Annotated in this window: 14 protein-coding genes; 5 read left to right on the top strand and 9 right to left on the bottom strand. The window is 68.8% G+C overall.

Annotated elements, in window-relative coordinates; translation table 11 throughout:
* The first annotated feature begins 84 nt into the window (after nucleotides 1-84).
* On the top strand, nucleotides 85-1,800 hold the full coding sequence (locus U5K29_14520) for an ABC transporter substrate-binding protein (protein ID MDZ7679754.1): 1,716 nt from the start codon (nucleotides 85-87) through the stop codon (nucleotides 1,798-1,800).
* A 69-nt stretch (nucleotides 1,801-1,869) separates the two neighbouring features.
* Here U5K29_14520 and U5K29_14515 read toward each other — a convergent pair whose 3' ends face one another.
* From U5K29_14515 to U5K29_14480, 8 genes are all read right to left on the bottom strand, one after another.
* Nucleotides 1,870-3,813, bottom strand: a complete 1,944-nt coding sequence (locus tag U5K29_14515; protein MDZ7679753.1) for an ABC transporter ATP-binding protein — start codon at nucleotides 3,811-3,813, stop codon at nucleotides 1,870-1,872.
* Nucleotides 3,813-5,804 (bottom strand): ABC transporter ATP-binding protein, encoded by a 1,992-nt coding sequence (locus U5K29_14510; protein ID MDZ7679752.1) that lies wholly within the window; start codon nucleotides 5,802-5,804, stop codon nucleotides 3,813-3,815. Before U5K29_14510 ends, U5K29_14515 begins: the two co-directional genes overlap by 1 nt.
* A complete protein-coding gene (locus U5K29_14505; GenBank protein MDZ7679751.1) occupies nucleotides 5,801-6,247 on the bottom strand; it encodes a MarR family transcriptional regulator in 447 nt (148 codons plus the stop codon). The genes U5K29_14510 and U5K29_14505 overlap by 4 nt, the downstream gene beginning before the upstream one ends.
* Nucleotides 6,248-6,292: 45 nt before the next feature.
* Entirely contained in the window at nucleotides 6,293-7,198 is a 906-nt protein-coding gene (locus tag U5K29_14500; GenBank protein ID MDZ7679750.1) for a TIGR03564 family F420-dependent LLM class oxidoreductase, read from the bottom strand.
* 141 nt (nucleotides 7,199-7,339) lie between these two features.
* Nucleotides 7,340-9,436 (bottom strand): sodium-translocating pyrophosphatase, encoded by a 2,097-nt coding sequence (locus U5K29_14495; GenBank protein ID MDZ7679749.1) that lies wholly within the window; start codon nucleotides 9,434-9,436, stop codon nucleotides 7,340-7,342.
* A 30-nt stretch (nucleotides 9,437-9,466) separates the two neighbouring features.
* On the bottom strand, nucleotides 9,467-10,186 hold the full coding sequence (locus U5K29_14490) for a metal-dependent transcriptional regulator (GenBank protein MDZ7679748.1): 720 nt from the start codon (nucleotides 10,184-10,186) through the stop codon (nucleotides 9,467-9,469).
* Between the two features lie 104 nt (nucleotides 10,187-10,290).
* Nucleotides 10,291-11,610 carry a M18 family aminopeptidase gene (locus tag U5K29_14485; protein MDZ7679747.1) on the bottom strand — a complete coding sequence of 440 codons (1,320 nt, stop codon included), beginning with the start codon at nucleotides 11,608-11,610 and terminating at the stop codon, nucleotides 10,291-10,293.
* Nucleotides 11,607-12,332 (bottom strand): DUF4388 domain-containing protein, encoded by a 726-nt coding sequence (locus U5K29_14480; GenBank protein ID MDZ7679746.1) that lies wholly within the window; start codon nucleotides 12,330-12,332, stop codon nucleotides 11,607-11,609. Before U5K29_14480 ends, U5K29_14485 begins: the two co-directional genes overlap by 4 nt.
* A gap of 163 nt (nucleotides 12,333-12,495) precedes the next feature.
* Here U5K29_14480 and U5K29_14475 point away from each other — a divergent pair, with 163 nt between their 5' ends.
* Genes U5K29_14475 through U5K29_14460 form a run of 4 tightly spaced genes read left to right on the top strand, consistent with a single transcriptional unit; the run spans nucleotide 12,496 to nucleotide 16,400 of the window.
* Nucleotides 12,496-15,033: a nitrate- and nitrite sensing domain-containing protein gene (locus tag U5K29_14475; GenBank protein ID MDZ7679745.1), complete on the top strand. Its 2,538-nt coding sequence runs from the start codon at nucleotides 12,496-12,498 to the stop codon at nucleotides 15,031-15,033.
* Nucleotides 15,034-15,047: 14 nt separating this feature from the next.
* Nucleotides 15,048-15,470 (top strand): roadblock/LC7 domain-containing protein, encoded by a 423-nt coding sequence (locus U5K29_14470; GenBank protein ID MDZ7679744.1) that lies wholly within the window; start codon nucleotides 15,048-15,050, stop codon nucleotides 15,468-15,470.
* Nucleotides 15,467-15,832, top strand: coding sequence for a DUF742 domain-containing protein (locus tag U5K29_14465; GenBank protein MDZ7679743.1), 366 nt, complete (start codon nucleotides 15,467-15,469; stop codon nucleotides 15,830-15,832). The genes U5K29_14470 and U5K29_14465 overlap by 4 nt, the downstream gene beginning before the upstream one ends.
* On the top strand, nucleotides 15,813-16,400 hold the full coding sequence (locus tag U5K29_14460; GenBank protein ID MDZ7679742.1) for an ATP/GTP-binding protein: 588 nt from the start codon (nucleotides 15,813-15,815) through the stop codon (nucleotides 16,398-16,400). Before U5K29_14465 ends, U5K29_14460 begins: the two co-directional genes overlap by 20 nt.
* Nucleotides 16,401-16,439: 39 nt before the next feature.
* Here the strand turns inward: U5K29_14460 and U5K29_14455 are convergent, their stop codons facing one another.
* Entirely contained in the window at nucleotides 16,440-17,525 is a 1,086-nt protein-coding gene (locus U5K29_14455; GenBank protein MDZ7679741.1) for a Zn-dependent alcohol dehydrogenase, read from the bottom strand.
* Between the last annotated feature and the right edge of the window lie 33 nt (nucleotides 17,526-17,558).

Below are 17,558 nucleotides of genomic sequence, written 5' to 3'. Positions count from 1 at the left end.
TCGCGTGGCCCACAGGGTAGTCTGCGCGGGGCAGGCGGTGGACACGGCCTGTCACCACAGTCTGCTCATCCGGGGGGAAACCGAGTGGAAGAATCAACCAAGACCAGTCCTGCCATCGCTCGCTACTGGCCAGTGCTGGTTGCGATCGTGGTGATCGCCGCGGTGGTGGCGATCGGCGCGTTGAGCGGGAGCGACGACGGCGACGATGGCGACGATGATGATGTCGCGGTCGGACCCGACGACACCGAGACCACCGACGGGGGCTCCGACGAGGGCTCGGACGACGTTGCGGTGGGAGACGACCTCGGCGATCCGAATGACGCGCCGGATTGCGACCCCGACACGGGTCGGATCATGCTACCCACCGTCGCCGCGCCCAACTGCGTGCCCTTGTGGCCAGAGGGCGCCGACAACGGGGGAGCCACCTACCAGGGCGTGACCGAGGACGAGATCGTGGTCGCGCTCTACGACGCCGAGACGAGCGAAGCCGGGCTCGACGCCCAGGAGCGCACCGGCATCACCACGCCGGAGGAGGCCGTAGAGGCCGAGAACCGGCTCAAGCTGGTGGGTGCGTTCAACGACCTCTACGAGACCTACGGCCGCGACGTGCGGGTCGAGGTGGTGGCGGCGTCGGGCGATGGCAACGACGAGGCCGCCGCCCGGGCCGATGCCATCGCCATCGCCGAGGAGGTCGGCGCGTTCGCGGTGGTCAACGGTCCCGGTGGCGGCGCCATCAACGCCTATGTGAACGAGCTCGTCGATCGTGGTGTCATGTGCTTCTGCACCGGCTCGCAGCCCATCGAGAACTACCTCGAGTGGGCGCCCTACGTGTGGTCCGGTCTCATGTCGTCGACCCAGGGCTATGTGCACCGGGCCGACTTCATCGCCAACCGCTTGGCCGGATCACCCGCACAGTACGCGGGTACTCCCGAGCTGCAGGAGACCGAGCGTCAGTTCGGGTTGGTGTGGTACGAGACCCCGGACGGCGCCTATCAGGACGGGGTCGAGTTCTTCGAGGAGCAATTGGCCGAGCACGACGTCGAGTTGGCGGCGAGCATCACCTTCATGGCCGACTCGAGCAACCGCGAAGAAGACGCCCAGGCGATCATCACCCGTCTCAAGGAGGCAGGGGTCACCTCGGTCATCATCGCCACCGATCCGTTCATGCCCCAGAACCTCACCAGTCAGGCCACCGCCCAGGACTACTGGCCGGAGTGGATCGTGGTGGGGGCAGCGGCCACCGACAACTCGGATCTGGCCCGCTTGTACGACCAGGACCAGTGGGCCAACGCCTTCGGTCTGTCCTACCTGTTGCCGCCCATCGACCCCGCCTACACCCAGCAGGAGGGGAACCTGGTGAGCTGGCACCTCGGTGAGGAGCTGTCCAACTACCCCGACATCTTCGACTGGGCCCGGTTCTTCAACGGGGTCCACTTGGCCGGTCCCGAGCTCACACCCGAGACGTTCCGCGACGGGATGTTCTCGTTCGAACCGGCATGGGGATACCGGACCCAGTACGGCACCTCCTACGGCGAGGTGCTGTGGCAGTGGCCCGACTACCTCGCCGCGGATGACGTGACGCTGCTCTGGTGGGATGCCGACGAGCCCGATCCTCGCACCGACGCCGGCGACGTCGGCATGTACCGCTACCTCGACGAGGGGAAGCGCTACCTGCCCGGAGAGGTCGGCGAATCCACGACCCCGTTCTTCGAACCCGAGGGCACGGTGGTGGTCTTCGACGAGCGGCCCGAGGAGGACCGTCCGCCGCGCTACCAGCGCCGGTCGGGCCGCGAAGGCTGATCCGACCAGAGCCGCAGACGACGAAGGGGGGCTGGCGACGCGGCCCCCTTCGTCGCGTCCGCGCCCGGCTCAGCGGCGCGGGGTCGAGACCCCCGAGGCGGCATGGGCATCGTCGCCGGAGGCGTGACGCTCCCAGGTGGCGTACATGTCGGCGTAGTGCCCGCCCAGCTCGACCAGCTCGTCGTGGCTACCGAGCTCGGCGATGCCGCCGTCGCGCACCACGGCGATGCGGTCGGCACGCATCGCCGTCGCCAGGCGGTGGGCGATGATGATGGCCGTCCGACCCTCGAGGAGCGTGTCGAGCGCCCGCTCGATCTTCGCCTCCGAGCGCAGGTCGAGGTTGGAGGTGGCTTCGTCGAGGACCAGCACTCTGGGGCGGGCGAGGAACGCCCGAGCGAGGGCCAGCAGCTGACGCTCGCCCGAGGACAGCGACACGCCGCGCTCGTGGCACGGCGTGTCGATGCCGTTCGGGAGCCGCTCGACGAGATCGTCGATCCCCACTGCTCGGCAGGCTTCGAGGACCTCGGCGTCGGAGGCGGCGGGTCGGGCGAACGCGATGTTGTCCCGGATGGATCCGGCGAACAGGAACGGCTCCTGGGGGACGATGCCGAGCTGGCGCCGCAACGAGGCGAGGGTCACGCCCCGGAGGTCGTGTCCGTCGATCGAGACGGTACCGGCGGTGGGGTCGTAGAAGCGGGTGACCAGAGCCGCCAGGGTCGACTTGCCGGCGCCGGTGGGGCCGACGAGGGCGAACACCTCGCCCTGATGGATGGTCAGGTCGACGTCAGCCAGGACGGGCTGGTCGTCCAGGTAGCTGAACGAGACACCCCGTAGGTCGATCTCGCCCCGGATGGCCGGCAGGTCGATGGCGTCGGGGTCCTCGGCCGTGCGGGGCTGGGTGTCGAGCAGGGCGGCCAGCTTGTACATGGCCGCCTGACCCTTCTGATAGGTGTTGTAGAGGTTGACCAGCTGCTGGATCGGGGCGAAGAACGTGCTGAGGTAGAGCACGAAGGCGGTGAGCTCACCGATGGTGAGGCTGTTGTCGAGCACCATGTTGCCACCGACGAGCAGGATCGTCGCCTGGCCGACGATGGCGACCACCTCGGTGCCGCCCCCGTACAGCGCGCCGAGCTTGGCGGTGTGGTTGTTGGCGTCGCGGTAGGCGCCGGCGATGTTGCGGTGCTGGGCGATGTTGTGGCGCTGGCGGTTGTGGGCGGCGACGATGCGCACGCCCGAGAGGCTCTCCTGGAGGTGGGCGAGCACGTCGGCGATGCGATCACGCACGATCTCGTAGCCGCGGTCCGATGCGCCGCGGAACCACAGCGTCATGGCGACCATCACCGGCAGGATGAGGAACAGGGTGACCATGGCCAGCTGCACGTTCATGGTGAACAGCACGATCATGACGAACAGGAGCGTCAGGGCCTGGACCAGCATCTGGATGAGGCCCTCGTGGAACAGCTGGGTGAGGCTCTCGATGTCGCTGGTCATCCGGCTCATCAGCCGGCCGGCCTTCTCCTCGGTGTAGAAGCTGATGTCGAGGCGTTGCAGGTGGGAGAACACCCGGACCCGGAGCGTGTACATGAGTCGTTCGCCCACCCGTCCCGCCCAGGCGACACGTGCGCGGTTCGCGTGGAGGTGGACGAAGATGCTCGCGAGGAACACGACGGCCACGGTGACGATCACGCCGCGGTCGCCTTCCCGGATCCCGTCGTCGATGCCGATCCTGGTGAGGGTGGGGCCGGCGAGCATGGCGGCGGTCTCGATGCAGACGAGTACGAAGGCGCCGGCCAGCGCGAGCCAGTGCGGCTTGAGCAGACCCCGCAACGAGAGCCGCCGGCGGTCGTAGTCCGAGTGGCTGAACGGGACGTGGGGCGGCTCGCGGTCCTCCTCGGTGGCGAGCAGGGCGTCGACCTTCTCCTGGAGCTCGGGTGGGATGCCGGCGAAGGGCAGCCCGGCACCCTGCGCGCCGCTGCGCGCCGCTCCGAAGGCACCGCCTCCCATCATGCCCATCAGCTCGCTCCTCCGAAGCCGCCGGGCATGCCGCCTGGATCGGGCATCGCCGCTCCACCGCGCATCGACTGCGCCGAGGCCATCGCCTGCTCGCGGTCGACCCGAGCCTGGCGCCGGGCCGCTTGTGCCGCGCGGCGGGCCTCAGCGTCCTCCTCGAGGTGGGCCAGGACCGATGCATACCGAGGCTCGCTCGCCATCAGCTCGGCATGGGTGCCCTGGGCCACCACGTTGCCGTCCTCGAGCAGCACCACCCGGCCGGCCAGGTTGATCGTCGACAGCCGGTGGGCGATGACGATGGTGGTGCGGTCGACCATGAGGTTGGCGAGGGCATCGTGGATCTCCTGTTCGATCCGCACGTCGATGGCCGAGGTGGCGTCGTCGAGGATGAGGATCCTCGGATTGACCAGCAACGCCCTGGCGATGGCGATCCGTTGACGCTGTCCACCCGACAGCGTGTAGCCGCGCTCGCCGATGATGGTGTCGTAGCCCGCAGGGAGCCGGTCGATGAACTCGGCGGCGTTGGCGGCCCGGGCTGCGTCGACGATCTCGTCCATGGGGGCGTCGGGTCGCCCGTAGGCGATGTTGTCGCGGATCGACGCCGAGAACAGGAACGGCTCGTCGAGCACCATCCCGACCTGGGCGCGGAGGCTGGCGAGGGTGAGGTCGCGCACGTCGTGGCCATCGACCAGCACCTGCCCGTCGGTGACGTCGTAGAACCGGGTGAGCAGGCGGGCGATGGTGGACTTGCCCGACCCGGTGCGTCCGACGATGGCCACGGTCTCGCCCGGTTCGACCTCGAGCTCGAATCCATCGAGGACCCGGTGCCCGTCGGCGTAGGTGAAGGTCACGTCGCGGTAGGTGATCCGGCCCTCGGGGTCGACGAGGTCGATGGCCTCGGGGGCATCGACGATGTCGGGCGCTTCGTCGAGGATCTCGTAGATGCGGGTGGCCGACGCCGCCGATCGCTGGCTCATCATCATGAGCATCCCGATCATCCGGAACGGCGCCTGCAGCATCACGACATAGGTGCTGAAGGCCACGATCGTGCCGATGGTGACGGTCCCGTCGACGGCGAGCCAACCCCCGTAGAGCAGGACCATGGCGGTGCCCAGGCGGGGGAGGTTCTCCATGATCGGGGCGTACTTGGCCCGTAGGTCGATCTGTTTGGTGGCCGCCCACCGGAGCCGGTCGGCGGCGTCGGCCAGCTGGTCGACCTGTTGTTGCTCGGCGGCGAAGGACTTGACCACCCGGGTGCCGCTGACGTTCTCCTCGACGGTGGTGGCGACATCGGCGGTGCGGGACTGCACGATCCACGAGATCGGGAACATGAACGAGCGCATCCGCAGCCCGACGACGAACACGAAGGGAAGTGGCAGCAGCGCCACGATCGTGAGCGGCACGTGGATCATCAGCATCAGGGAGAAGGCCAGGACGAAGCTGACGACCTGCAGGCCCATCATCGGCGCGAAGGTGAGGAACATCTGCACCGAGCGGATGTCGGAGTTGGCCCGGGAGATGAGCTGGCCCGACTGCACACGGTCGAAGAACGAGAACGACATGCGGGCCAGGTGCTGGTACATGGTGACCCGTAGGTCGTACTCGAGCCCGTAGGCCACCTTGAACAGGAAGAACCTGGAGCCGAGCTGTGCGAGCCCCCGGAGCACGGCCAGCCCCAGCAACGCCCACACGAACGGCATCAGCGCCGAGGTCCGGGCATCGAGCGCATCGTCGATCGCGGCCATGACGATCCGCGGCACGCTCACCTGGGCGACCATGGCCAGCGCCGACAGGCTCATGGCGGTGATGAACAGACCGCGTCGGGCGAGCAGGACGGGGGCGATACGGCGGATCCAGCCCTTGGTCGTGTCGGGATCGATCCTGGCCCTCGGGGGTGGGTACTGGGCCTCGACCGTGCAGGGCTCGAAGGGAGAGTAGGGCTCGCCGTCGCGGTCGACGAGGGTGTCGAAGTCGCGCTCGAGGCCGGTGCTCATCGGGTGGCCTTCTCCGAAGCCCTGGTGGCGATGATCGCACTGCGCCAGTGCTCGAGCGCGGCCGCGGTGCTCCCCGCCGCATCGGCGGGTTCGACGTTGGCGAGGATCTGGTCGAGGCGAGCTTGCAGCGCCTCGTCGGCGCGGTGCACGGCCGCGCGCCCCGCGGTCGAGATCTGGTGGGTGACCCGGCGACGGTCGGACGGATCCGGCTCGCGCACGACGAACCCCTTGGCGACCAGACCGTCGACGAGGCCGGTGAGGCTGGGTCGGGTGACGTCGAGACGCTGGGCGAGCGCGGTCGCGGCGGAGGGCTTCTCGAGGAGGAACACGAGGAGGCGGTACTGCGAGGGGGAGAGCCCGTGGGCGTGCAGCGTGTTGTCGAGCACCTTGGCCAACAGCGCGACGCCGCGCACGCCATCGCGCGAGATTAGTTCGAGATCCACATAGTTAGTGTGGCGAAGTAGTACCGGGTTCGCAACCCAGCGGCGTCAGCCGCTCAGCGAAGCCAGCAGGCGGTGGGTGCGGGCGGCGTCGGCCGGGTCCCGTGCGCTGACCGCAGCGGCGAAGTCGGTGACGCCGGCCGCCTCGAGGTCGCGCAGCTGCGCGGTCACGGTGGCCTCGTCGCCGATGAGCGAGATGTCGGCGGGGCTCTCGGCACCGTCGAGGTCGAGCATCGCGCGGTAGGAGGGAAGGGTGCCGTAGATGGCGAGCCCTTCGGCGATCGCGCCCCGCTCGGCATCGGGATCGTCGGTCACACAGACCGGTAGCGACGCCACCACACGGGGCGCGGGATGGCCCGCAGCGGAGGCGGCGGCGTGGATCTTCGGCACGATGTGGTCGGCCAGCGCACGCTGACCCGTGCACCAGGTGATGGTGCCGGCACCGACCGAGCCGGCGAGCTCGAGCATCCGGGGGCCGAGTGCGGCGATGAGCAGGGGAGGGGCGGCAGCGTCGGCCACGCCGACCGAGCCGACCGCGGTGATCCGATCGCCGCGGACCTCGGCCTGCTCGCCGTTGAGCAGCGGGATGAGGGCATCGAGGTACTCACGCAGGTACTGCACCGGGCGGTCGAACGAGATGCCCCACATCGACTCGACGACCACCTGGTGGGACAGGCCGATACCGAGGGTCAGCCGGCCGTCGGTGGCGGCCTGGACCGTCAGCGCCTGCGAAGCCAGCATCTGAGGATGTCGTGGCTGCACGGGTACCACGGCGGTACCCAGCTCGATCGATGGCACCTCGCGCCCCGCGACCGCCAGAGCCGTGAGCGCATCCACGCCGAAGATCTGGGCCAGCCAGAAGCTGGAGAAACCACTCTCGGCGGAGAGGCGCGCCGCGCCCACGACCTCGTCGACCGAACCGGCCGATGCCGAACCGTTGATCCCGATGCGCATGCTGGCCCCCTCCATCTGATCTGGGAGGCACCCTAGCGTCCGATCCGTATCCGGCCTGCACCAGGCCGGGCGCGGCGCGGGGCCGGCCCCCACCAGGAGGCCGACCCCGCACCATCGGACCGACGATTCGGTTGAGACCGATCAGATGAAGGCGCCGGCGAACACGAGCGACACGATCGTCATGACCTTGAGCAAGATGTTCATCGCCGGGCCGGAGGTGTCCTTGAACGGATCACCCACGGTGTCGCCCACGACCGCAGCGTGGTGGGGCTCGGAGCCCTTGCCCCCGTGGTGGCCGGCTTCGATGTACTTCTTGGCGTTGTCCCACGCGCCACCGGCATTGGCCATGAAGATGGCCAGTGCGAACCCGGTGACCAGGGCGCCGGCGAGGAACCCGCCGAGGGCGTTGACGTCGACGAAGCCGATGACCAGCGGCACGACCACAGCGAGCGAGCCCGGGATGACCATCTCGCGCAGCGAGGCCTTGGTGGAGATGGCCACACAGGTGGCCGAGTCGGGGAACACGCCCGGCTCTCCTTCGCGCAGACCGGGGATCTCGCGGAACTGGCGGCGGACCTCCTCGATCATCTGCTGGGCGGCGCGGCCCACCGCGTCGATGGTGAGCGCGGCGAACAGGAACGGAAGCATGGCCCCCAGGAAGAGGCCGATGAAGACCTCGACCGAACCGATGTCGAGATCGAGGATGACCCCCTCCCCGCCATCGGCCACCGCGAACTCGAAGGTCTTGAACAGGGCCAGCGCGGTGAGGGCGGCCGAACCGATGGCGAAGCCCTTGGCGATGGCGGCGGTGGTGTTGCCCAGCGAGTCGAGCGAGTCGGTGACCTCACGGACCGACGGGTCGAGCTCGGCCATCTCGGCGATGCCACCGGCGTTGTCGGCGATCGGGCCGTAGGCGTCGACCGACACGACCACACCGAGGGTGGCGAGCATGCCGATGGCGGCGACGGCGATGCCGTAGATGCCGCCGAAGGCGTCCATCTCACCGACGAAGGCGATCTGGCCGCCCCAGTAGGCGAGGCCGATGCCGGCGACGACGAGCCCGACCGACGCCGCGACCGACACCATGCCGAGCGAGATACCGCCGAGGATGGTGGTGGCGGGGCCGGTGACCGATTGTCCGGCCAGCTTCTTCACCGGCGCGTAGTGGTCGCTGGTCCAGAACTCGGCGACCTTGCCGATGCCGTAGCCGACCGCGAGGCCACCGATGACCGAGAGAGCCAGGCCGATGGGCTGGTCGAACTCGTCGCCACTGAACATCCAGTAGGCGAGGCCGATGGTGGCGACGACGGTGATGCCCATGGCCACGTTGGTGCCCATGTGCAGCGCACGGGACAGCGACTTGGCGTCGATCGAGCTGCCGGCCTTGACGAAGAACGAGCCGATGATCGAGGCGATCATGCCCACGAAGGCGACCGCCAGCGGGAACATGAGCAGCGGGAGAATGCCGACGGTGGTGACGTCCTCGGCGACCAGCGCGAAGGCGAACGCGGTGAGGGCGATCGGAGCGATGATCGAACCCGCGTAGGACTCGAACAGGTCGGCACCCATGCCGGCCACGTCGCCCACGTTGTCACCAACGTTGTCGGCGATGGTGGCGGGGTTTCGGGGATCGTCCTCGGGAATGCCGGCCTCGACCTTGCCGACCAGGTCGGCACCCACGTCAGCGGCCTTGGTGTAGATGCCGCCACCGACACGGGAGAACAGTGCGATGGTCGAGGCTCCGAGGCCGAAGGCGGTGAGGATCTCGAAGGCGTCATCGACCTGCAGCCACAGGATGAACACGATGTAGACGAGGCTGAGGCCGAGCAGGGCCAGGCCAGCCACCGAGAAGCCCATGACGGCGCCGCCCCGGAAGGCGAGCGGAAGCGCCTTGGCGGGCCCATCCTTGGCGGCTTCGGTGGTCCGGGCGTTGGCCATGGTGGCCACGGTCATGCCGGCATAGCCGGCGAGCGCCGAGAAGACGGCGCCGATCGCGTAGGTGACGGCGCCGAGCGGGGCGACGAAGATGGCGATGAGGACGGCAAGGACGACGGCGAAGGCGGCGACCCAGGTGTACTCCTGCCGGAGGAACGCCTTGGCCCCCTTCTGGATCTCGCCCATGATCCTGACCATGTTCTCGTCGCCGGGGCTCGCCTTCTTCACGTTGTTGAAGAAGTAGACGGCAAGAACCAGGCCGGCGACGGCGGCTCCTACTGCCAGGTACGGTACGGCTTCCACTTCAGGTCTCCTCTGAGAGACGGTTGACGGTCAGCTTGCTTTGCGGTTGCCCGGCGGGGTGTCGCCGGACCGCACGAACACCTGGTTGGCGACAGGTCGCCCCAGTGTCCGGTCGTGTCCCTCCACCCGGACCACGAGCGGTCCGTCGAAGGGGTGTTTCTCGCGCACCTCGATGCGGGCACCGGGCACCAGCCCGAGCCCGTCGAGGAACTCGACGATGTCCGGATCGGTGGATCCGGGCACGGCGACCACGGCGACATCGCCGGGTTCGAGATCGGCCAGAGGCGGCAGCGGTGGCACATCGAGCGCGCTCGCCTCCGGGATGGGAAATCCATGCGGGCACGAGTCGGGGTGCCCGAGCGTGGTGTTGATGCGCTCCTCGACCTCGTCGGGCAGCTCGTGCTCGAAGGTGGTGGCGAGGCGGTCGGCGTCCTTCCAGTCATAGCCCAACACGTCGGCGAGGAAGCGCTCGACCAGACGGTGCCGCCGGATGGCGCGCACCGCCGCGGCACGTCCTCGGTCGGTGAGGGCGACCCCGACATAGGGCGTGTGGACGACCAAGCCGCGGTCGGCGAGGCGCTTGACGTGGGTCGTGGCGGTGCCCGGCGAGGTCCCCATGGCCTCGGCGAGGTCGCCGGTGTGGGCCACGGGATGGTCGCTGCCGGCGCCGCCGACGCTCTGGCGGTAGATCGCCTTGAGCATCTCGCGGTCGGCCTTGGTGATCGGTTCGAGCGTGGGGGGTTCGGTCACGGCCTCACGACGTTGCGGTTCGCGACGGGGGAAAGTCAGAGTTTTGACGCGTGGAAACCTAAGTCGTGGAGGCAGCGACGGTCAAGCACCGCGCCGGCGTCGCGTCATCGAGACGGTGCCAGGAAGGCTCCGAGGGCGTCGACCATGCGGACCAGGTCGTCGGCGCCGGCCAGCTCGCGCACCGAGTGCATGGAGAGCTGGGCGACCCCGACGTCGACGGTGGGGATGGCCAGGCCCGCCGCGGTCACCGGTCCGATCGTGGACCCACACGCCAGATCGGTGCGGTGGATGTAGCGCTGGCACGGGACCTCGGCCGCGTCGCAGGCCAGCTGAAACGCCGCCACGCTGCCGGCGTCGGACGCGTAGCGATGGTTGGCGTTGATCTTGAGCACCGGGCCGCCGTTGAGGACGATGTGGTGGTCGGGTTCGTGGCGCTCGACGTAGTTGGGATGGGTGGCGTGGGCCATGTCGGCCGATGCGCACACCGAGCCGGCGAGCGAGCGCAGCAGATCGGCGCGGTCGCCGCCGCGGGCGACGAGCTGGTGCTCGAGCACCTGGGAGAGCAGCGTTCCCGCGGCCCCTGAGGCCGAGGTGCTGCCGACCTCCTCGTGGTCGAAGAGGCTGACCACCGGCACCACGCCGGCGGGTTCGGCATCGGCGGCGGCGATGAGGGCCTCGATCCCGGCGAAGCACGAGAAGAGGTTGTCGAGCCGGGGAGCGAAGATGAGGTCGGAATCGACCCCGGCGACCGTCGAGGGCGTCACGTCGTGCAGCATGAGGTCCCACCCGAGCACCGCGGCAGGATCGACACCCGCTTCGGTCGCGACGAGCTCGCCCAGCTCACCCGGCTCGGGTACGCCGAGGCCCCACACCGGCACGAGATGCTGCTGGCGGTTGAGGTTCAAACCCTTCTCGTTGATCTCGCGGTCGAGATGGATGGCGAGCTGGGGCACGCGCAACAGGGGCCGATCGATGTGGACCAGATGGGTGGAGTAGCCCATCGGGGCACCCGCATCGCGGGCCGTGAGCCGCCCGGCCAGGCCCAGATCACGGTCGAGCCACGAGTTGACCAGCGCCCCGCCGTAGACCTCGACGCCGATCTGGCGCCAGCCGGCGCGCCCCGTGTCGGGTCGGGCCTTGATCCGCAGGTTCGGGCTGTCGGTGTGGGCGCCGACGATCCGGAAGGGCGTCTCGGGAGCGGGACCCTCGGTGGTGGCCCAGGCGATCAGCGCGCCGCCTTCGGCCACGTACCATCGCCCGGCCCCGGCAGGCCACGCCTCGGTGCGAGCGAGGGGCTCGAACCCTGCGGCGCGCAGCGTGGACGCCGCGTGGTGCACGGCGTGGTACGGCGTGGGCGCGGCGTCGATGAAGCCGAGCAGGGAGCCGACGGGTGAGGAGGCCGCCATCGTGGTGTCCGAGCTCACCGCTGCGCCTCCACGGGCTCGGCCGCTCCGACCTGCACGAGACGGTGCAGCAGGGTCATGACCCGAAAGGCGCTCATGCCGAGGATTTGGATGAGCTGGGTGATGTCGCGCCGGCCGTCGAGCAGGCCCAGGAGCTCGAACTCCTCGGGTGACAACGTGATCGGGCCGCTCGAGAGCGGGAGCCGGGCCGTACGACGCAGCACCATGTCGGTGCTCGGGATCGAGGTGGCGATCTCGCGCCACTCCTCGACCCGGTGGCGGACGTCGGCGAGCACATCGTCGAAGGGGAACCCCGGCTCGGACGCGAAGGGATGCGATTCGCCCCGGGTGAAGTGGAAGCGGGCATCGCTGGGGAGGAGCAGCTCGAACAAGGTGCTCACCGTGTGCTCGTAGAGGCGCGACCGCAGGCGCTGGGGGTCGGCACCGCGCTGCTCGAGGAGCCGGACCGCCGCACCCGGCTCGGCGGCGTCCGCGGTCTCGGCCACCACCCGGTCCCAGGTGCCGGTATCGACGAGACCACCGCCGAGGACCGCCTGACGGAGGCCGAGGTCGACACCGTTGGCCGCCAAGCGGACCTCGTCCGGCGCCACGACGACCACGATCGAGGATTCACCTTCGAGGTGCAGGGTGCCCTCCTGGCGGGACGACTGCAGTAGCCGCAGGACATCGGCGAAGGGGACCTCGTCGAGTCGGCCTTCCAAGCCAGACGTGCTGGAACTCATACCGGCACGCTAGCCAAGCGTCGGTTCGCCGATCGACCATCGTCGCTCGATATGGGCCAAACGGCCCCTCTTGGCTCTGCGCTCAAGATCGGGAACTCATGTCCGATGGAGATGCATCACGAAGCGCGTTCGTGCTTCTACCGCTGTCGAGTCCGCGAGGGACATGATGCTGCGAAACACCAAGCTGGGGACCAAGCTGCTGGCAGTCATCCTGCCGCCGTTGATCGTGCTGGTCGTGGTGGCCGGCGTCGGGGCCAACGACCGTCTCGAGGAGGCGTCCGACGCGCGCGCTGCCGACGAGTACATCGAGCTGGCAGCCGCCAGCAGTGCGACGGTGACGACGATGCAGTGGGAGCGCAACCTCTCGCTGTACGCCCTGGCCAGCGGCGAGGACGTGAGCGAGCTGCTCGACGAACGGCGCGCACGTGCCGATGCCGAGTGGGACCGCTTCTCCGATGCTGCGGACGCGGTGCTCGGTTCGGACGACCCGGCGCTCGACTCGCTGATCGAGAGCGCGGCGGCGCACCGCTCCAGGATCGATTCGTTCCGCAGCACCATCGACTCCGAATCGACCGACGTCTGGATCGTCCGCAGCGGCTTCGATTCGGCGATCGATGACCACCTGAGTCTCATGAGCGAGGTGTCGAACACCGTGCCCGTGGTCGAGGTGTCGGCCGATCTCGCCTCGTTCTCCGCGCTGGCCCAGGCCAAGGAGGCGTCGGCCCGGACCGGCGCCGCGCTCGTCGTGGCCCTCGCCAACGGGCAGTTCGACGCCGAGGGCCGGCTGTGGCGGTCGATGCGCGACTCCGAAGCATCGTTCGAGCGCTACGAATCCCTCTTCTACGACATCTCGCCCGCCGAGCTGCAGTCGGAGCTGCGCGGCGCCCTCGGCTCCTCCGAGGCCCAGGAAGCCGAGCGCATGCGCCTCCAGGTCATCGAGGAGGCCGGTACCTCCATCGACTGGATCGGCGACGGCAGCGCGATCGGCGAGCCGGTTCAGCTCGACTTCGATGCCGCCCGTTGGGTCGACCTCAGCGAGAGCCGACTCGAGGCCATCGGAGGGTTGGGCGACGAGATCCTGGGCGAGGTGTCCAGCTACGTGTCGACGGTGCGTAGCGACTCCGAGCAGTCGGCGCTGCTCTTCCTGTTGGTGACCGCTGCCGCTGTCCTCTTGTCCGCGGTCCTGGCGGTGGTCGTGGCCCGTCGTGTCACCCGGCCACTGCGGGAGCTGACCGACGCAGCCGACCGGCTCTCGGGAGAGCAGCTTCCCGCACTGGTCGAACGCCTCCGCAACCCGTCGGAGAGTTCAGGCGGGGTCACCCTCGAACCGATCGGGATGCGTCGCACCGACGAGATCGGCCACCTCGCCGACGCCTTCGACTCCATCCAGCGGGTGACGGTGGAAGTGGCCGAGGAGCAGGCGAGCCTGTTGCGCAAGGGCATCGGCGACATCTTCGTCAACCTCGCTCGTCGCAACCAGACCCTGCTCGACCGCCAGATCGAGTTCATCGACCAGCTCGAGAGTTCCGAGGAGGACCCCGACGTCCTCGAAGACCTGTTCAAGCTCGACCACCTGGCCACCCGCATGCGGCGCAACGCAGAGTCGTTGCTCGTGCTGGCCGGGGTCGACACCGGCCACCGGCGATCGAAGCCGGTGCCGTTGGCCGACGTCGTGCGAGTGGCGATCGGTGAGGTCGAGGACTTTGCCCGGCTCAACCTGCTGTCGCTGGACGACGCCATGGTGACCGGCACCGCCGCCATGGACGTGGCCCACCTCTTGTCCGAGCTCATGGAGAACGCCACCTCGTTCTCGCCACCGGAGACCAACGTCGAGATCCTCGGGCACCAGAGCCCCGACGGCTATGTGATCTCGATCTCGGACCAGGGCATCGGAATGAGCGAGGAGCAGTTCGCGGAGGCCAACCGGCTCCTGGCCGATCCTCCGCTGGTGGGCCTGACCCTCTCGCGGTCGCTCGGCTTCACCGTGGTCGGGCGCCTCGCCGACCGCTTCGACATCAACATCCGCCTCACGTCCTCGCCCACCGGTGGTGTCACCGCACTGGTGACCCTCCCGGACGCGGTGCTCCACGCAGCCCCCGAGGTCCGCGTCGAGCCCGACCAGAAGGAAGAAGTGGCCTCGCCCGAGCCGGAGCCCGCGTCCGCCGACGAGCCGGCAGGGTCGACGCCGGTGCTCGATCTCGAGCCTGACCTGCCACAACCGGAGGAGCCGGCTCCCGACTGGGTGTCGCCGGCGCCGGCCAGCACGTCGCTGGCCTCGGCGGTGCCCGAAGGCGAGGCGTTCGATGCCGGCCTGGCTGCGCTCATGGGTGAGGACTCCACGGCGGCCGACGACGAACACCACGACGACAGGAACACCGATGAGACAGCGCCCAGTGAACCGAGCAGCGCACCGAGCCTGTTCAGCGACGCGGCCATGAGCTCGGGCGACGGTGACACCGATTCGACCCCCAGCGATGGCGGGGTCACCTCCGCTGGCCTCGTCCGGCGGGTGCCGCGTGCTCAAGCACCGGCCGAGGAGTCGGTCGAACGCCCGGGTAGTTCCACCTCGGTTGCCGCCTCACAGCGGTCACCCGAGGAGGTGCGGGCCATGTTGTCCCGCTACCGGTCGGGCCTGCAGCGGGCCAACCAGCCCAGCGACGGAACGGGACCGAGCGACAGCGGCTCGGACTCGACGAACTGAGAGGGATCTGATCGATGACTGAACTGAGCTCTGCGGCAAGCAACATCAACTGGCTCGTCACCAACTTCGTGGACCGGGTTCCCGGCGTCAGCGAGGCGGTGGTCGTGTCCGCTGACGGGTTGCCGATGGCGGTCTCGGCTGGTCTCTCTCGTGAGGCGGCCGATCGCTTCGCCGCCGTCGCGTCGGGCTTCATCGGCCTGGCCTACGGCGCGGCCGGACGCTTCGGCGGTGGTCCCGTGCAGTCGGTCATCGTCGAGATGGAGCGGGCCTTCCTCTTCGTGACCGGCATCAGCGACGGGTCGTGCCTGTCGGTGGTGGCCGGCTCGGACTGCGACGTCGGGCTGGTCGGCTACGAGATGGCGCTCCTGGTCGAAAAGACAGGAGCCGTCCTGACGCCTGAGCTTCGGGCGGAGCTGCAAGGAGCGTTGCCACGATGACCACGTCCGATCCAGAAGAACCAGACCTGGGGGTCCGGATCCGGCCCTACGCCATCACCGGCGGTCGAACCAGGGGCGGGACCGAACTGCCGATCGAAGCGATGGTCAGCTCCACGCCGCAGGGGTTGGCCGACCAGGAGACGCTGACCCTCGAACGCGGTCGGATCGTGGCCTTGTGCTCCACGCCGCAGTCCGTCGCGGAGATCTCGGCCCACCTCGGCCTACACCTCGGTGTGGCCAAGGTGCTGGTCGGGGATCTCGCCGGAGAGGGCCTGATCGCGGTGCACCGCCCCAACCACGTCGGGGACCGTCCCGACCTGAGACTGCTCGAAAGGGTGCTCGATGGCCTCCAAGCACTTTGAGGACGACGCCGAGCCCGCAGGGCCGATCCCGGTCAAGATCGTGGTCGCCGGGGGGTTCGCGGTCGGCAAGACGACCTTCGTCGGTTCGATCTCGGAGATCTCGCCGCTGACCACCGAGGCAGCGATGACCGATGTGAGCGTCGGCGTCGACGACATCTCCTCGGTCACCGGCAAGACCTCCACCACCGTCGCCATGGACTTCGGCCGGATCTCGCTCGGGAACGACCTGGTCCTCTACCTGTTCGGAACGCCGGGCCAGCCCCGATTCCACTTCATGTGGGACGACCTGGTCCGGGGAGCGATCGGTGCGGTGGTGCTGGTCGACAGCAACCGCATCGCCGACTCGTTCCCCGCGGTCGACTACTTCGAGGCCCGCGACGTTCCCTTCGTCGTCGCGCACAACGCGTTCGACGGCATCGCCAACCACTCGATCGAGGACCTGCGCGAGGCGCTGGCCGTCCCGGACGATGTGCCCATGATCGAGTGCGACGCTCGCGAGCGCGAGTCGACCAAGATGGCGCTGCTCGAGGTCGTGCAACACGCCATGGCGAGGGCCACCGCGGCCTGACCTCGGTTCAGGCCCCCGGACGCCCAGGTGTGCTCACCATCAGTCGAAGGTGATGACGCTGCGGGCGATCGAGCCCTGCTTCATGGCCTCGAAGCCGTCGTTGACCTCGTCCAGCACGATGCGGGCCGACACCAACTCGTCGAGCTTCAGTCGGCCGTCCAGGTAGAGGTCGACGTAGCGGGGCATGTCGACCCGGAACCGGTTCGAACCCATGGCCGAGCCCTGGATCTTGCGTTCGCCGAGGAACGAGACGCCGGGCAGCTCGAGGTTCTGGCCGACAGGGATCATGCCAATCACTGTGGCGGTCCCTCCGGAGCGCAACATGTTGAACGACTGCTCGGCCGCCACCTTGAGTCCGATCGCTTCGAACGAGTAGTGGACGCCCCCGTCGGTCAGGGTCTGCACGGCCTTGACCGGATCCTGCTCCCCGGCGTTCACCACGTCGGTGGCTCCGAACTGGGTGGCCAGCTCGAGCTTCTCGTCGAGCATGTCGATGGCGATGATGCGGCTCGCCCCGGCGATGCGTGCGCCCTGGACGGCGTTGAGCCCGATGCCCCCGCACCCGATGACCGCGACCGTGGTGCCCGGCTCGACCTTGGCGGTGTTGAACACCGCACCGAGACCGGTGGTGACCCCACACCCGATCAGCGCCGCCCGGTCGAGGGGCATGTCGTCGCGAACCTTCACCACTCCGTGCTCGTGGACGAGCATCTGTTCGGCGAACGAGGACATCCTGAGGAACTGATGGACCGGTTCGTCCCCCCGCGACAAGCGGGGGGCGTCCTGGGGCCCGCGGTCGGTGGCTGCCGAGTTCGAGCAGATCGACAGGTGGCCGGTCAGACAGTTCTCGCAGTTGCCGCAGTAGACGGACAGGCAGGTGATCACGTGATCACCGGGTTGGACATAGGTGACCTGGTCGCCGACCGCCCGGACGATTCCCGCCGACTCGTGGCCGAGCACCGTGGGCGTCATGTAGGGATACTTGCCCTCGATGAAGTGGAGGTCGCTGTGACAGAGTCCGGCAGCCGCCACCTCGATGAGCACCTCGCGGGGCCCGGGTGACGCGATGTCGATGTCCTCGATCTGGAGCGAGCCCGGAATCGAGTTGAGCACTGCTGCACGCATGTCTTCCCCCTTGCTGACGACCGCAGCATCCTG

Source organism: Acidimicrobiales bacterium (assembly GCA_034521975.1).
In the GTDB taxonomy this organism is placed as follows: Bacteria; Actinomycetota; Acidimicrobiia; order Acidimicrobiales; family SKKL01; genus SKKL01.
Note: the sequence above shows the minus strand (reverse complement) of the source record. Positions and strands in the feature narration are given on the sequence as shown.

Bases quoted from the DNA above. Each gene is read 5' to 3' on its own strand.
- U5K29_14515 (MDZ7679753.1), bottom strand. From the start codon at position 3,813: ATGGGCATGATGGGAGGCGGTGCCTTCGGAGCGGCGCGCAGCGGCGCG.
- U5K29_14510 (MDZ7679752.1), bottom strand. From the start codon at position 5,804: ATGAGCACCGGCCTCGAGCGCGACTTCGACACCCTCGTCGACCGCGAC.
- U5K29_14500 (MDZ7679750.1), bottom strand. From the start codon at position 7,198: ATGCGCATCGGGATCAACGGTTCGGCATCGGCCGGTTCGGTCGACGAG.
- U5K29_14480 (MDZ7679746.1), bottom strand. From the start codon at position 12,332: ATGAGTTCCAGCACGTCTGGCTTGGAAGGCCGACTCGACGAGGTCCCC.
- U5K29_14475 (MDZ7679745.1), top strand. From the start codon at position 12,496: ATGATGCTGCGAAACACCAAGCTGGGGACCAAGCTGCTGGCAGTCATC.
- U5K29_14470 (MDZ7679744.1), top strand. From the start codon at position 15,048: ATGACTGAACTGAGCTCTGCGGCAAGCAACATCAACTGGCTCGTCACC.
- U5K29_14465 (MDZ7679743.1), top strand. From the start codon at position 15,467: ATGACCACGTCCGATCCAGAAGAACCAGACCTGGGGGTCCGGATCCGG.
- U5K29_14460 (MDZ7679742.1), top strand. From the start codon at position 15,813: ATGGCCTCCAAGCACTTTGAGGACGACGCCGAGCCCGCAGGGCCGATC.
- U5K29_14455 (MDZ7679741.1), bottom strand. From the start codon at position 17,525: ATGCGTGCAGCAGTGCTCAACTCGATTCCGGGCTCGCTCCAGATCGAG.